Source organism: Bradyrhizobium shewense (assembly GCF_900094605.1).
Taxonomy (GTDB): Bacteria; Pseudomonadota; Alphaproteobacteria; order Rhizobiales; family Xanthobacteraceae; genus Bradyrhizobium; species Bradyrhizobium shewense.
The window spans coordinates 40,915-55,609 of sequence record NZ_FMAI01000019.1; the positions used below are offsets into that span (position 1 = coordinate 40,915).

At 65.4% G+C, this 14,695-nt stretch carries 12 protein-coding genes; 2 read left to right on the forward strand and 10 right to left on the reverse strand.

Annotated elements, in window-relative coordinates; all coding sequences use genetic code 11:
• Nucleotides 1-77: 77 nt before the first annotated feature.
• On the reverse strand, nucleotides 78-2,288 hold the full coding sequence (locus GA0061098_RS29810; protein ID WP_028139210.1) for a primosomal protein N': 2,211 nt from the start codon (nucleotides 2,286-2,288) through the stop codon (nucleotides 78-80).
• A gap of 111 nt (nucleotides 2,289-2,399) precedes the next feature.
• Here GA0061098_RS29810 and GA0061098_RS29815 point away from each other — a divergent pair, with 111 nt between their 5' ends.
• Nucleotides 2,400-3,365, forward strand: coding sequence for a tyrosine recombinase XerC (locus GA0061098_RS29815; RefSeq protein WP_091964929.1), 966 nt, complete (start codon nucleotides 2,400-2,402; stop codon nucleotides 3,363-3,365).
• Between the two features lie 97 nt (nucleotides 3,366-3,462).
• On the forward strand, nucleotides 3,463-4,053 hold the full coding sequence (locus GA0061098_RS29820) for a DUF4337 domain-containing protein (protein WP_091964931.1): 591 nt from the start codon (nucleotides 3,463-3,465) through the stop codon (nucleotides 4,051-4,053).
• Between the two features lie 207 nt (nucleotides 4,054-4,260).
• On the opposite strand, the gene GA0061098_RS29825 is transcribed toward GA0061098_RS29820, so the two are convergent.
• The 9 genes from GA0061098_RS29825 to sucC form a co-directional block, all read right to left on the reverse strand.
• Nucleotides 4,261-4,791 carry a hypothetical protein gene (locus tag GA0061098_RS29825; protein ID WP_091964932.1) on the reverse strand — a complete coding sequence of 177 codons (531 nt, stop codon included), beginning with the start codon at nucleotides 4,789-4,791 and terminating at the stop codon, nucleotides 4,261-4,263.
• 34 nt (nucleotides 4,792-4,825) lie between these two features.
• Entirely contained in the window at nucleotides 4,826-6,223 is a 1,398-nt protein-coding gene (lpdA, locus tag GA0061098_RS29830; RefSeq protein WP_091964934.1) for a dihydrolipoyl dehydrogenase, read from the reverse strand.
• Nucleotides 6,224-6,239: 16 nt separating this feature from the next.
• The gene (locus GA0061098_RS44140; protein ID WP_165637689.1) at nucleotides 6,240-6,545 is read right to left on the reverse strand and encodes a hypothetical protein; all 306 of its coding nucleotides are present in this window, start codon (nucleotides 6,543-6,545) and stop codon (nucleotides 6,240-6,242) included.
• Nucleotides 6,546-6,624: 79 nt separating this feature from the next.
• Nucleotides 6,625-7,386, reverse strand: coding sequence for an SDR family oxidoreductase (locus GA0061098_RS29840; RefSeq protein WP_091964938.1), 762 nt, complete (start codon nucleotides 7,384-7,386; stop codon nucleotides 6,625-6,627).
• Nucleotides 7,387-7,438: 52 nt separating this feature from the next.
• Nucleotides 7,439-8,671 carry a 2-oxoglutarate dehydrogenase complex dihydrolipoyllysine-residue succinyltransferase gene (gene odhB, locus GA0061098_RS29845; RefSeq protein WP_091964940.1) on the reverse strand — a complete coding sequence of 411 codons (1,233 nt, stop codon included), beginning with the start codon at nucleotides 8,669-8,671 and terminating at the stop codon, nucleotides 7,439-7,441.
• 151 nt (nucleotides 8,672-8,822) lie between these two features.
• Nucleotides 8,823-11,792 carry a 2-oxoglutarate dehydrogenase E1 component gene (locus GA0061098_RS29850; protein ID WP_091964942.1) on the reverse strand — a complete coding sequence of 990 codons (2,970 nt, stop codon included), beginning with the start codon at nucleotides 11,790-11,792 and terminating at the stop codon, nucleotides 8,823-8,825.
• 137 nt (nucleotides 11,793-11,929) lie between these two features.
• Complete coding sequence (sucD, locus tag GA0061098_RS29855; protein ID WP_091964944.1) at nucleotides 11,930-12,814, reverse strand: succinate--CoA ligase subunit alpha; 885 nt, start codon at nucleotides 12,812-12,814, stop codon at nucleotides 11,930-11,932.
• Between the two features lie 36 nt (nucleotides 12,815-12,850).
• Nucleotides 12,851-13,330: a DUF1579 family protein gene (locus GA0061098_RS29860; protein ID WP_091964945.1), complete on the reverse strand. Its 480-nt coding sequence runs from the start codon at nucleotides 13,328-13,330 to the stop codon at nucleotides 12,851-12,853.
• 4 nt (nucleotides 13,331-13,334) lie between these two features.
• A complete protein-coding gene (gene sucC, locus GA0061098_RS29865) occupies nucleotides 13,335-14,531 on the reverse strand; it encodes an ADP-forming succinate--CoA ligase subunit beta (RefSeq protein ID WP_091964947.1) in 1,197 nt (398 codons plus the stop codon).
• Between the last annotated feature and the right edge of the window lie 164 nt (nucleotides 14,532-14,695).

Genomic DNA, 14,695 nt, shown 5'->3' on the forward strand with positions numbered 1-14,695 from the left:
ACATGGGCCCCGGCTCTGCAGCGCACCGTCAAAGAGACGCTGCGCTGGGCCCGGGGCACGAGAGGAGAGCTCAGCTCCTACAAAAAGCTCTGCGGATCGACGTCGACTTCGAGCTTCTGATTGCCCGTCGGCTTCGGGCAGACCGCGAGCCAATTGCGCAAATAGTCCGAGAGATCGAAGCCGCGCGCGGATTTCACCAGGATGCGGAAGCGGTAGCGGCCCTTGATCACGGCGAGCGGCGCTTCCGCCGGTCCGAGCACCACCACGCGCTCGTCGCGCGGGGCGAGCGCGACGAGGCGGCGGCCAAGGCCTTCGGCGCTCGGGCGGTCGCCGGCGGAGATGATCAGGCTGGCGAGCCGGCCGAACGGCGGATACAGCGTGCGCTCGCGCAGATCGATCTCGCTGTCGTAAAAGGCCTCGCGGTCGCAGGCGATCAGCGCCTTCATCACGGGATGATCGGGCTGGTGGGTCTGGAGATAGCCGACGCCGCGGCCCTGCTCCCGCCCGGCGCGTCCGATCACCTGGTTGAGCAATTGCCAGGTGCGTTCCGCCGCACGCGGATCGCCGTTGCTGAGGCCCAGATCCGCATCGACCACGCCGACCAGATTGAGCCGCGGGAAATTGTGGCCCTTGGCGACGAGCTGCGTGCCGATGATGATGTCGACCCGGCCCTCCGCGATCTCGGCAAGCTCCGAGCGCATCGTCTCGATCGAGGTGATGAGATCGCTCGACAGCACCATGGTGCGCGCTTGCGGGAACAGCGCCGCCGCCTCCTCCTGCAGGCGTTCGACGCCGGGGCCGACCGCGACCAGCGATTCCTCGGCCGAGCAATTCGGACAGAGATGCGGCCGCGGCATCGAGAAGCCGCAATGATGGCAGACCAGGCGCTGACGGAAGCGGTGATCGACCAGCCAGGCATCGCAGATGGTGCAGGCGAAGCGGTGGCCGCAGCCGCGGCACAGCGTCAGCGGCGCATAGCCGCGGCGATTGAGGAACAGCAGCGCCTGCTCGCGCTTCTCGATCGCTTTTCTGATCTCACCGGCCAGCCGCGGCGAGATGAAACGCCCGCGCGCCGGCGGCTCGCGGCGCATGTCGATGGCCTCGATATGCGGCATGTGCTGGCCGCCGAAGCGCGAGGGCAGCGCGATGCGCTGATAGCGGTTCTTCCGCGCGTTGACCTCGGACTCGACCGACGGCGTCGCCGAGGCCAGCACGACCGGGATCTTGGCGATATGCGCGCGCACCACCGCCATGTCGCGGGCGTGATAATGCACGCCCTCGTCCTGCTTGTAGGCCTGGTCGTGCTCTTCATCGACGACGATCAGGCCGAGATTGGCGTAGGGGAGAAACAGCGCCGAGCGCGCGCCGACCACGACCGGCGCGCTCCCTCCCGAGATCGCCGCCCAGTTGCGCGCGCGGGTGCGCGGCGTCAGCTCGGAATGCCATTCGATCGGCCGCACGCCGAAGCGTTGCGCGAATCGATCGAGGAACTGGCCGGTGAGCGCGATCTCCGGCATCAGGATCAGCGATTGCCTGCCGCGGCGGATGGCCTCCGCGATCGCCTCGAAATAGACCTCGGTCTTGCCGGAGCCGGTGACGCCGTCGAGCAATGCGACGTGGAAGGTGCCGTTGGCCGCGAGCGCCCGCATCGTGTCGACGGCCGCGCGCTGCAGCGGGGTAAAATCCGGCCGGCCGAAATCCGGATCGGGCACGGGCGGCGGCGGAGGCGGCGGCATCGGCTCAACCGTGAGCGTGCCTTCGTCGACGAGCCCGTCGATCACTCCCGAGGAGACGCCGGCTTCCTTGGCGGCTTCAGACTTGCCGTGCAGCAGCCGGTCCGACAGCACCTCGATCACGCGCTGCCGTGCCGGCGTCAGCCTTTTCGGCGGGTCGCCGACCAGGCGCACGCCGGGGCGCACCCGCTCGGGGCCGAGATTCTCGCCCATCCGCAGGCACATGCGCAGTACCATGCCGCGTGGGCTCAGCGTGTAATTGGCGACCCAGTCGACCACGGACCGCAGCTCGGGCTTGAGCGGCGGGATATCGAGCTTCTCGTTGACCTCCTTGAGACGGTTGTGCAGGCGCGGATCGGGATTGGCGTTCTCTCCCCAGACCACGGCCAGCACCTCGCGCGGCCCGAGCGGCACGGCGACGAGATCGCCCGCCTTCAGCTCCATGCCGCGCGGCACCTTGTAGGAATAGGTCTGGTCGAGCGCGACCGGCACCAGCACGTCGACCATGCCGGTCGCGTTGGTGGGGGCGGTGGTGCTGCGCGAGGTGTGATCCATGAACGAAGAATCGGAACCGGGGGCCTCAAGGCTAGCGCCCTGAGGCGGCCTTAGCGAACGATAAACGGGTGTGATGCGATATACTGAGTGGAATCACCACGTCCAGTGCGCATGAGCAAAGCCGTCGCCCCACCTCTCGAGCTCGCCAGCGCCGATCCCTCGATCGCGCAGGAGATGACGCGCTGGCTGTCGCATCTCGGCGCCGAGCGGCGGTTGTCGCCGAAGACGCTGGAAGCCTATGGCCGCGACTTGCGGCAGTGCCTGGATTTCCTTTGCAGCCATTGGGGCGAACGCGTGACGCTGAAGCGCTTCGCGGCGCTGGAGGCCACTGACGTCCGCGCCTTCATGGCGATGCGCCGCGCCGATGACATTGCCGGCCGCAGCCTGATGCGCGCGCTGGCCGGGCTGCGCTCCTTCGGCCGCTTCCTCGAGCGCGAAGGCAAGGGCAAGGTCGGCGCACTCTCGGCGATCCGCGCGCCGAAGGTGGCCAAGACCTTGCCGAAGCCGCTGCCGATGGCATCGGCCAAGCGCCTTGCCGATGCCGACGAGCGTGCCGGCGAGGATCGCGAGACCTGGATCCTGGCGCGCGATGCCGCGGTGATGGCGCTCTTGTACGGCTCGGGGCTCCGCATCTCGGAGGCGCTCGGCCTGAAGCGCCGCGAGGTGCCGCGTCCCGGCGAGGGCGACGTGCTGATCGTGACCGGCAAGGGCAACAAGACCCGCATGGTGCCGGTGCTGCAGAACGTGCTCGAGCTCGTTCAGGAATACGTCGCGATGTGCCCTTATCCACTGCCCGCCGAAGGCCCGATCTTCGTCGGCGCGCGCGGCGGTCCCTTGAGCCCACGCATCATTCAGCTCGCGATGGAGCGGCTGCGCGGCGCACTCGGCCTGCCCGACAGCGCGACGCCGCACGCGCTGCGCCATTCCTTCGCCACGCATCTGCTGTCACGCGGCGGGGACTTACGCGCCATCCAGGAATTGCTCGGCCATTCCTCGCTCTCGACCACGCAGATCTACACCGGCATCGATTCCGAACGCCTGCTGGAAGTCTATGCCAGCGCGCATCCAAGACGCTGACGAATTGGCGCTGACACACTGACGTCATAACTGCCTTGCCTCTTGCGCGGGCCGCGCGGTTCGGTCAATCGTTGCGGAACCGAGGCAGGAGAGACTGATGAGCGCACATGAAAGCATGGAGCACGCCGAGCACGCCGAACACGCGTCCGGCTCGAACAAGAAGATCGCGCTCCTGATCGCCGTGCTGGCGCTGTTCCTGGCGATCTCGGAGACGCTCGGCAAGGGCGCCCAGACCGAATCCATCAGCAAGAACGTCGAGGCCGCCAATCTCTGGGCGTTCTTCCAGGCCAAGAGCATCCGCCGCACCGTGGTGATCACCGCGGCCGAGCAGGGCAAGCTCACGCTCGGCTCCGCCACCGACGACGCCGCGAAGGCCGCGGTGCAGAAACAGGTCGACGACTGGACCAAGACCGCGCAGCGCTACCGCTCCGAACCGGAGACCGGCGAAGGCACCGAGCAGCTCGCCGAGAAGGCCAAGCATGCCGAGCACGAGCGCGACGAGGCGACTGCGAAATACCATCACTTCGAGCTGGCTTCGGCCGCCTTCCAGATCGGCATCGTGCTGGCCTCGGCCACCATCATCACCGGCATGATCGCGCTGGCCTATGTCGCCGGCATCCTGACGCTCGCCGGCCTGCTCATGACCAGCCTTGGCCTGTGGTGGCCGCACCTGGTGCATTTGCATTAATTGGCGCAGCAGCGTTGCACCAACTCCGTCATCCTGAGGTGCGAGGAGCGCAGTGCATCAGCACTGCGCCCGGAGCCTCGAAGGATGAACGGCCGAGCTGCAGCCGGGCCGTCGCCCTTCGAGGGCCGCTGAAGAAGCGGCCACCTCCAGCGACAACCGCTTCGCGGTTGCGCGGGGGTGACGGTGAGAGACTGAATGTGCGGGCAGCTACCGCGCCTGGTGCACGCTCTTGCGAAAACGCTGGATCAGACGCAGCGTGCGTGACGACCAGCCTTCACCGTTGCCGGCGATCAGCTCGCGGATGCGGCGCTTGATCGGATCGACCAGCTCGGCGGCCTTGGCGCGGACCTTCATCACCAGATCGTAGATCCGCTCGAACCAGTGCATCTCCAAAAGCTTGTCGCGCGTGACGTCGAACACGAAGGCGGTGACGCCGACGCCGAGCAGCTTCGCGAAAACGATCGTGAAGACCGCGCTGGTCCAATATTCATGCGTGAGCAGCCACAGGCCGACCAGCTTGAGCGGAAACAGCGGGATCACAGGCACAGCGAACACGATCAGCGTCATGGCCGGCGACAGCGCATCGACGCGCTCCGTCAGCCATTGCTTGAAACGTGCGAGCGGGACGGCTGCGACAACCCGCGCAACGATCGGCTCGAGATGGTCCCACAGCCAGGCTTCGATCAGGAAAACGATCGCGAGCAGGACCCAGACCGGTTGAAGAAGGCGGCGCAGCATGTGTTTCCCGCCCGATTAGGCGCTGGGCGCTTGGCTACATATGGATGGCCCGCTTGCCGACTGCAAGCGCGGCTTCCTTGATGGCCTCCGAGCGGGTCGGATGCGCGTGGCAGGTGCGCGCGAGATCTTCCGCACTGCCGCCAAACTCCATGAGAACGCACGCTTCATGGATCATTTCACCGGCTTCGCGGCCGATAATGTGCACGCCGAGCACGCGATCGGTCTTCGCATCTGCGAGAATCTTCACAAAGCCGTCAGTGGTCTGGTTGACCTTGGAGCGGCCGTTGGCGGTAAAGGGAAACTTCCCGACCGTATAAGCCACGCCCGCCTGCTTCAGCTCCTCCTCGGTCTTGCCGACGCAGGACACTTCCGGGGTGGTATACACGACGCCTGGGATCACGTCGTAGTTCACGTGGCCGGCCTGGCCGGCGATGATCTCGGCCACCGCCACGCCTTCGTCCTCGGCCTTGTGCGCGAGCATGGGCCCAGCGACGACGTCGCCGATGGCATAGACGCCCTTCAGGCTGGTGGCGAAATGCGGATCGATCTGCACGCGGCCGCGATTGTCCAGCGCGACGCCGGCTTCCTTCAGGCCAAGCGCGTCGGTGTAGGGGACGCGGCCGATGCAGACCAGAACGACGTCGGCTTCGAGCGTCTCGGCGGCGCCGCCGGCGGCGGGCTCGATCGTCGCCTTCAGCGTCTTGCCTGAGCTGTCGACGGCGGTGACCTTGGCGCCAAGCTTGAACGCAAAGCCCTGCTTTTCCAGGATGCGCTGGAATTGCTTGGCGATCTCGCCGTCCATGCCGGGCAGGATGCGATCCAGGAATTCGACGACGACGACCTCGGCACCGAGACGATGCCAGACAGAGCCGAGCTCGAGGCCGATCACGCCGGCGCCGACGATCAAGAGCTTGCCGGGCACCTTGTCGAGCGACAGCGCGCCAGTCGAGGACACGATGCGCTTCTCGTCGATCTCGATGCCCTTGAGGCGCGCGATGTCCGAACCGGTCGCGATCACGATGTTCTTCGTTTCGATCGTCTGCGACTTGCCGTCGGCGGAGACCGCGACCTTGCCGGTCCCCAAGATCTTGCCGGTGCCCTTGAGCACGTCGATCTTGTTCTTCTTCATCAGGAACTCGACACCCTTGACGTTGCCGTCGATGCCCTGCTGCTTGAAGTTCATCATCGCGGGAAGATCGAGCTTCGGCGAGGAGACCGACACGCCCATCTTGGCGAAGGAGTGCCCGGCTTCCTCGAACATCTCGGACGCGTGCAGCAGCGCCTTCGACGGCATGCAGCCGACATTGAGGCAGGTGCCGCCGAGGGTAGCGTTCTTTTCGACCACGGCGACTTTCATGCCGAGCTGGGCTGCGCGCACCGCGCAGACATAACCGCCCGGTCCGGTGCCGATCACAACGAGGTCATAGGTCATGGAGTCTCCGTCACGTCTATTCATCGGGGTTGAGCCATCGCGATCGATCGTCGACAGGCCGAGGCATCCGTCCCTCGAGCAACTGCCGAAGATAGCGCGGCGACACTGCGCCTGTCGCTTCGATCAGCCAGTACAGATAGTCGCGTGGACCGCCGTTCAGGTAGGGCGGCGATGACATCGGCTTGAACAGCGTCGGCAATTTTTCGGTCACCGACAGATTGTTGAGTATCGAGCCGAGTTCTTGAACCACACGCCAAGGGATCATCGATGTCGATGGTGAGATTGATGCACCAGCGTTCATTCGGAAAGAGATGGTGCGCATCCACCGTGGTGCCCGGAATCCGCGCGAGAAATCCTTTCAGATCTTCGAACATATCTTCGCGGAATTCATTCGCAGGCATTCAACGCCCACCCGAGACATCGAGGATGGCGCTGGTGACATAGGAAGCCTCGTCCGACAGCAACCAGACGATGGCATTGGCGATTTCATCCGATGTGCCGACGCGCTTCATCGGCACCAGATGGGCCAGGCGATGGGCGCGGTCGGGCTCGCCGCCAGCGGCGTGGATTTCGGTGTCGATCAGGCCGGGACGGATCGCGGCGACGCGGATGCCTTCGGCTGCGACTTCATGGCCGAGACCGATGGTGAAGGAATCCACCGCGCCCTTGGACGCGGCATAATCGACATAGGTGTTGGGCGAGCCGAGCTTGGCGGCGACCGACGACAGATTGACGATGACGCCGCCCTTGCCGCCGTGCTTGGTCGACATCCGCTTTACCGCTTCGCGCGCGCAGAGGATGGAGCCGGTGACGTTGACGGCCATCACGCGCTGGATGCGCTCGGCCGACATCTCGTCGACCCGCACGCCGCTCTGGCCGACGATGCCGCCATTGTTGACGAGCGCCCCTAACGTGCCGAATTTGTCGGCTTCCTTGAACAGCTCGAGGATGTCGCCTTCCTCGGCGACATCGCATTTCACCGCGATCGCCTTGCCATTGCTGGCCTCGATCAGCGCGACCACCTCGTCGGCGGCCTTCTTGTTGCTGGCATAGCCGACCACGACGCGGAAGCCGCGCGCGGCCGCCGCAATCGCGGTCGCCCGCCCGATGCCGCGGCTGCCGCCGGTGATGACAACGACTTTATCGGTCACGCGCGCCTCCATGGTTCGACACGCGCCGTCGCGAATGGCGACGGCGCTCGCAGAGCTTCAGGGATCAGAGATCCAGCACCAGGCGCGCCGGATCTTCCAGGCTCTCCTTGACGCGAACCAGGAAGGTGACGGCTTCCTTGCCGTCGATGACGCGGTGATCATAGGACAGCGCCAGATACATCATCGGGCGGACCTCGATCTTGCCGCCGACGACCATCGGCCGCTCCTGGATCTTGTGCATGCCGAGGATGCCGGACTGCGGCGCGTTCAGGATCGGGGTCGACATCAACGAGCCGTAGATGCCGCCATTGGTGATGGTGAAGGTGCCGCCCTGCATCTCGTCGATCTTGAGCTGGCCGTCACGGGCGCGGCGACCGAAATCGGCGATGCCCTTCTCGATGTCGGCGATCGACTTGTGGTCGCAGTCGCGCACCACGGGCACGACGAGGCCCTTGTCGGTGCCGACGGCGACGCCGATGTGGTAGTAGTTCTTGTAGATCAAATCGGTGCCGTCGATCTCGGCGTTGACGGCCGGGATGTCCTTCAGCGCCTGCACCACGGCCTTGGTGAAGAAGCCCATGAAGCCGAGCTTGGAGCCGTGCTTCTTCTCGAACGCATCCTTGTAGTGGGCGCGCAGCGCCATCACGTTGGTCATGTCGACCTCGTTGAAGGTCGTCAGCATGGCCGCGGTGTTCTGGACGTCCTTGAGGCGGCGCGCGATGGTCTGGCGCAGGCGGGTCATCTTGACCCGCTCTTCGCGCGCGGCGTCATCGGCCGGCGAGGGCGCGCGCACCTGCACGGCGGCGGCGGGCTGGTTGACCGGGGTCGGCGCGGAGGCCGCACGCTCGATCGCGGCGAGCATGTCGCCCTTGGTGACGCGGCCGTCCTTGCCGGAGCCCGGAACGGTCGAGGCATCGACGCCGGTCTCAGCCGAGAGCTTGCGCACGGACGGGGCGAGCGGTGCGTCGGCCGGCGGCGCCTTCGCGGCCGGAGCCGGCGCGGAAGCAGCAGCGGCAGCGGCGGGCTTGGCGGGCGCGGCGGCGGGCTTGGCAGCGCCTGCGGCGCCTTCCGTGATCTGTCCCAGCAGCGCGCCGACCGCGACGGTCGCGCCATCGGCGGCGATGATCTCGCTCAGCGTGCCGGCGGAGGGCGCCGGGACCTCGATGGTGACCTTGTCGGTCTCGAGCTCCACCAAGGGCTCGTCGACGGCGACGGGGTCGCCGGCCTTCTTGAACCAGCGGCCGATGGTGGCCTCGGTGACGGATTCGCCGAGCGTCGGCACACGAATTTCAGTCATGGTCTTTTCCTTAAGGGATCGCCGGTGCGGTCATGAATTCCGGATGTCACGGCCAGCGAAAAGCAAGCCATCCAGCGAGCCGGGACGTTCGCAGTCGCGACCTACTGGATGCCCCGCTCTTCCGAGCGGGGCATGACGCAGTTAAAAAAGTTCAGCTCAGTGCTTCGTCCAGGAACGCCTTCAGCTGCGCCTGATGCTTGGACATCAGACCAGTGGCGGTCGCAGCGGAAGCGGCGCGGCCGACATAACGCGGACGCCGGCTCGCGCCGTTCACCTGGTTCAGCACCCATTCCAGATAGGGCTCGATGAAGTGCCAGGCACCCATGTTGCGGGGCTCTTCCTGGCACCACACCATCTCGGCCTTCTTGAAGCGCGACAGCTCGGCCACCAGCGCCTTCAGCGGCACCGGATAGAGCTGCTCGACGCGCATCAGATAGATGTCGTCGATGCCGCGCTTCTCGCGCTCCTCGTAGAGGTCGTAATAGACCTTGCCGGAGCACAGCACGATGCGGCGGACCTTCTCGTCCGGAACGAGCTTGATCGCCTCGTTCGGCAGCATCTGGGCGTCATCATAGAGGATGCGGTGGAAGGACGTGTCCTTCGCCAGCTCCTCGATGCGCGACACCGCCCGCTTGTGACGCAGCAGCGACTTGGGCGTCATTACGATCAGCGGCTTGCGGATCTCGCGATGAAGCTGCCGACGCAGCACGTGGAAGTAGTTCGCCGGCGTGGTCGGGTAGACCACCTGCATGTTGTCTTCGGCGCACATCTGCAGGTAACGCTCGAGGCGCGCCGAGGAGTGCTCCGGTCCCTGGCCCTCATAGCCGTGCGGCAGGAGGCAGACGAGGCCGGACATGCGCAGCCATTTGCGCTCGCCCGAGGAGATGAACTGGTCGAACACGACCTGCGCGCCGTTGGCGAAGTCGCCGAACTGGGCTTCCCAGAGAGTCAGCGTGTTCGGCTCGGCGAGCGAGTAGCCGTATTCGAAGCCGAGCACGGCTTCTTCCGACAGCAGCGAGTTGATGACCTCGTAATGGCCCTGCTCGTTGCCGAGATGGTTGAACGGCGTGTAGCGGCTCTCGTCCTCCTGGTCGATCAGGACCGAGTGGCGCTGCGAGAAGGTGCCGCGCTCCGAATCCTGTCCGGACAGGCGGACGTGGTGGTTTTCCTGGAGCAGCGTGCAGAACGCCAGCGCCTCGCCGGTCGCCCAGTCGATGCCCGCGTTGCCGTCGATCGCCTTGGCGCGGTTGTCGAGGAAGCGCTGGATGGTGCGGTGAACGCGGAAACCATCCGGCACCTTGGTGATCTTGCGGCCGATGTCCTTGAGAACAGGAAGATCAACGCCGGTGACGCCGCGCCGCGCATCCTCTTCCTGATCGGCGATCTTGAAGCCGGACCACTTGCCGTCAAGCCAGTCGGCCTTGTTCGGCTTGTAGGAGGTGCCGGCCTCGAACTCGGCGTCGAGCCGCGCGCGCCAGTCGGCCTTCAGCTTGTCGACTTCACCCTCAGTGACCACGCCTTCGGCGATCAGGCGCCTGGAGTAGAGGGTGAGGGTCGAGGCATGGGCCGCGATCCGCTTGTACATCACCGGCTGAGTGAATGCCGGCTCGTCACCCTCATTGTGGCCGTAGCGGCGATAGCACCACATGTCGATGACGACGGGCTTGTGGAATTTCTGCCGGAATTCGATCGCGACCTTGGCCGCGAACACCACGGCTTCCGGATCGTCGCCGTTCACATGGAAGATCGGCGCGTCGATCATCTTCGCCACGTCGGACGGATAGGGCGAGGAGCGCGAGTAGCGCGGATAGGTGGTGAAGCCGATCTGGTTGTTGACGATGAAGTGCACGGAGCCGCCGGTGCGGTAGCCCTTCAGGTCGGACAGGCCGAAGCATTCAGCGACCACGCCCTGGCCGGCGAACGCCGCGTCGCCGTGCATCAGGAGCGGCAGCACCGAGATACGCATGTCGGGCGGATCGCCATGCTGGTCCTGCTTGGCGCGGACCTTGCCGAGCACCACGGGATCGACGATCTCGAGATGCGAGGGGTTGGCGGTCAGCGACAGATGGATGCGGTTGCCGTCGAACTCGCGGTCCGAGGACGCGCCGAGGTGATATTTGACGTCGCCCGAGCCTTCGACCGCGTCGGGGTTGGCGGAGCCGCCCTTGAATTCGTGGAACAGGGCGCGGTGCGCCTTGCCCATCACCTGCGTCAGCACGTTGAGGCGGCCGCGATGCGGCATGCCCAGCACGATCTCCTTCACGCCGAGATTGCCGCCGCGCTTGATGATCTGCTCGAGCGCCGGGATCAGCGATTCGGCGCCGTCGAGACCGAAGCGCTTGGTGCCGGTGAACTTGGTGTCGCAGAATTTCTCGAAGCCCTCGGCCTCGACCAGCTTCATCAGGATGGCGCGGCGACCTTCGCGGGTAAACGAGATCTCCTTGTCCGGACCCTCGATGCGCTCCTGGATCCAGGCCTTCTGCGCGGCGTTGCTGATGTGCATGAACTCGACGCCGAGCGTCTGGCAGTAGGTGCGCTCGCAGATCGCGGTAATCTCGCGCAGCGTGCCGTATTCGAGGCCGAGCACGTGATCGAGGAAGATCTTGCGGTCGAAATCGGCTTCGCTGAAGCCGTAGGTACGCGGATCGAGCTCTTCACGGTTGCGCTGGGCTTCGATGCCGAGCGGATCGAGCTTGGCATGGAAGTGACCGCGCATGCGGTAGGAGCGGATCAGCATCAGGGCGCGGACGGAGTCGCGCGTCGCCTGGAGCAGATCGGCGGAGGAGAGACCGGCGCCCTTGTCACCCCCCTTGGCCTGCGCTTTGGCCGCGATCTTGGCACCGACCGCCTTCTCGACCTCGGCCCAGTTGCCGTCGAGGGCGGAGGTCAGGTCGTCCTGTGGGGTCAGCGGCCAGTTGGCGCGCTCCCAGGACGGACCCTCGGCGTTCTTGCTGATGTCACCGGGGTGGTCGTTGAGGCTCTTGAAGAACTCCTGCCACTCGGCGTCGACCGAGGACGGGTCCTTCTCGTAGCGGGCGTAGATTTCGTCGATGTAGGTGGCGTTGGTGCCCTGCAAAAAGGATGACAGGGCAAAGGCTGCGTTCGCGTCCTGGCGAGACATACTGGAGTTCCTGGCGATTTCGGTTCGCGCATAACAAACGGCGCTGGCACCGAGCTCCCCGGCAGAGGCTCGGCGCGACAGGCACCCTTTACCCTATTTGCTGCGAAACTTCGCCCGGAAAAGTACGAAGAAGTGAATTAGCCTTTCAACTTTTCGGCAAGCGTATGGCCGAGGCGGGCGGGTGACGGGGACACTGTAATCCCTGCGGATTTCATCGCCTCGGTCTTGGAACCGGCGTCGCCCTTGCCGCCCGAGATGATCGCGCCGGCATGGCCCATGCGGCGGCCGGGAGGGGCCGTGACGCCCGCGATGAAGCCGACCATCGGCTTCTTGCGGCCGCGCTTGGCCTCGTCCTTGAGGAACTGGGCGGCGTCTTCCTCGGCGGAGCCGCCGATCTCGCCGATCATGATGATCGACTCCGTCTTGGGGTCAGCCAGGAGCATTTCGAGGACGTCGATGAACTCGGTTCCCTTGACCGGGTCGCCGCCGATGCCGACCGCGGTGGTCTGGCCGAGGCCCTCCTGGGAGGTCTGGAACACGGCTTCATAGGTCAGCGTGCCCGAGCGGGAGACGATGCCGACCGAGCCGGTCTTGAAGATGTTGGCGGGCATGATGCCGATCTTGCACTCGCCGGCGGTCATGACGCCCGGGCAGTTCGGCCCGATCAGGCGCGACTTGGAGCCGGCCAGCGACCGTTTCACGCGCACCATGTCGATGACGGGAATGCCCTCGGTGATGCAGACGATCAGCGGGATCTCGGCGTCGATGGCTTCGCAGATCGCGTCCGCCGCGCCCGGCGGCGGCACGTAGATCACCGATGCATCGGCGCCGGTCTTCTCACGCGCATCGCGCACGGTGTCGAACACCGGCAGGCCCAGATGCGTCGCGCCGCCTTTGCCCGGCGAGGTGCCGCCGACCATCTTGGTGCCATAGGCAATCGCGGCTTCCGAATGGAAGGTGCCGTTCTTGCCGGTGAAGCCCTGGCAGATGACCTTGGTGTTCTTGTCGATCAGGATGGACATGAGGTCTGCTTTCGCGAAACTAACAGAGTGAGAGGATCAGTGGATGCGGCGGTAGACGCCGGTGAGCACGTCGGCCCAGCCTTCCGCGTCCGGCGAGAACTGGATCTTCAACGAGTAGGAATTGTCGTCGATGATTTCGTAGACGTGGCGCGCATTGCCGCGGAGCGAGCCGCGCACCAGCGTCAGGGTCTTGCCGACCCACCCGCCGGAGGCGGGCGAAGGCGGCGTGTAGCCGAGCGAGTCGTACCAGAACAATTTGTAGGTCCGGTCGTCGCGGTCGTAGGTGAAGATGCCATGGGTGGCGAAGATCTGCTTGCCGTCGCGCATCTGCACCGCGTCCTGGATCAGACAAAATCCATTCAGGTCCATGCGCGCGACGACGTGCGAAGTTGCCGGCCCGCCCGCCGTCCAGCGCGACGGGAAGACCACCTCTTCGCCATCCCATTCGCCGGCGAACGCGGCAAGACGCGCGTGCTCGGGAAGTGGAGATGATGCGGCGAGATGGTCCTGGGCCATGGCCTTAGCCTCCCTTGACGGCCTTCACGATTTTCTGCGCGGCGTCGTCGAGATTGTCGGCCGGCACCACGTTCAGGCCGGATTCGCGGATGATCTTCTTGCCGAGCTCGACATTGGTGCCCTCGAGGCGGACCACCAGCGGCACGCTGAGGCCGACCTCGCGCACGGCGGCGGTGACGCCCTCGGCGATCACGTCGCACTTCATGATGCCGCCGAAGATGTTGACCAGGATGCCCTTCACGTTGGGATCGGCGGTGATGATCTTGAACGCGGCCGCGACCTTCTCCTTGCTGGCGCTGCCGCCGACATCGAGGAAGTTCGCCGGCGCCATGCCGTAGAGCTTGATGATGTCCATCGTCGCCATGGCAAGACCGGCGCCGTTGACCATGCAGCCGATGTTGCCGTCGAGCGTGACGTAGTTGAGGTCGTACTTGGACGCCTCGATTTCCTTGGCGTCTTCCTCGGTCTCGTCGCGCAGCGCGAGCACTTCGGGGTGACGGAACAGCGCGTTGTCGTCGAACGACACCTTGGCGTCGAGGACGCGGAGCTGGCCCTGCTTGGTCACGACCAGCGGGTTGATCTCCAGCATGGCCATATCCTTGCCGACGAAGGCCGCGTAGAGCTGTGCGGTGAGCTTCTCGGCCTGCTTGGCAAGATCGCCGGAGAGCTTCAGCGCATTCGCAACCGTGCGGCCGTGATGGCCCATGATGCCGGTGGCGGGATCGACCGAGAAGGTCACGATCTTCTCAGGATTGTTGTGCGCGACGTCCTCGATGTTGACGCCACCCTCGGTCGAGACGACGAACGAGACGCGCGAGGTTTCGCGGTCGACCAGGAGCGAGAGATAGAATTCCTTGTCGATGTCGGAGCCGTCCTCGATGTAGAGGCGGTTGACCTGCTTGCCGGCGGGGCCGGTCTGGATCGTCACGAGGGTCGCGCCGAGCATCTGCTTGGCGAACTCGGTGACCTCTGCGGCCGACTTGGCGATGCGGACGCCGCCCTTGTCGCCGGCGGAAGCTTCCTTGAACTTGCCCTTGCCGCGGCCGCCGGCATGGATCTGGCTCTTCACCACATAGACCGGACCGGGCAGCGCCTTGGCGGCGGCTTCCGCATCCGAGGGCTTCAGGACGGGCACGCCCTTGGAGATCGCTACGCCGAACTCGCTGAGCAGCGCTTTGGCCTGATATTCATGGATATTCATATGGTCGCTCCCTGAACCCGCGGGCGGTGACCTCAAGGGCCCACCTCAGTCTTGTGGCTGGCATACCATATACCACAGGAACTGCAACCCGGATTCTTTGACTTCGAGATCTCTGGACTGCTGAAACCGGACCCGTCCCGACAACCGGTCCCCGGAAGTGAAAC

Excerpts from the sequence above, each read along its gene's own strand:
- GA0061098_RS29810 (WP_028139210.1), bottom strand. The coding sequence starts at position 2,288 with ATGGATCACACCTCGCGCAGCACCACCGCCCCCACCAACGCGACCGGC.
- GA0061098_RS29815 (WP_091964929.1), top strand. The coding sequence starts at position 2,400 with ATGAGCAAAGCCGTCGCCCCACCTCTCGAGCTCGCCAGCGCCGATCCC.
- GA0061098_RS29820 (WP_091964931.1), top strand. The coding sequence starts at position 3,463 with ATGAGCGCACATGAAAGCATGGAGCACGCCGAGCACGCCGAACACGCG.
- GA0061098_RS29825 (WP_091964932.1), bottom strand. The coding sequence starts at position 4,791 with ATGCTGCGCCGCCTTCTTCAACCGGTCTGGGTCCTGCTCGCGATCGTT.
- lpdA (WP_091964934.1), bottom strand. The coding sequence starts at position 6,223 with ATGACCTATGACCTCGTTGTGATCGGCACCGGACCGGGCGGTTATGTC.
- GA0061098_RS44140 (WP_165637689.1), bottom strand. The coding sequence starts at position 6,545 with ATGCGCACCATCTCTTTCCGAATGAACGCTGGTGCATCAATCTCACCA.
- GA0061098_RS29840 (WP_091964938.1), bottom strand. The coding sequence starts at position 7,386 with ATGGAGGCGCGCGTGACCGATAAAGTCGTTGTCATCACCGGCGGCAGC.
- odhB (WP_091964940.1), bottom strand. The coding sequence starts at position 8,671 with ATGACTGAAATTCGTGTGCCGACGCTCGGCGAATCCGTCACCGAGGCC.
- GA0061098_RS29850 (WP_091964942.1), bottom strand. The coding sequence starts at position 11,792 with ATGTCTCGCCAGGACGCGAACGCAGCCTTTGCCCTGTCATCCTTTTTG.
- sucD (WP_091964944.1), bottom strand. The coding sequence starts at position 12,814 with ATGTCCATCCTGATCGACAAGAACACCAAGGTCATCTGCCAGGGCTTC.
- GA0061098_RS29860 (WP_091964945.1), bottom strand. The coding sequence starts at position 13,330 with ATGGCCCAGGACCATCTCGCCGCATCATCTCCACTTCCCGAGCACGCG.
- sucC (WP_091964947.1), bottom strand. The coding sequence starts at position 14,531 with ATGAATATCCATGAATATCAGGCCAAAGCGCTGCTCAGCGAGTTCGGC.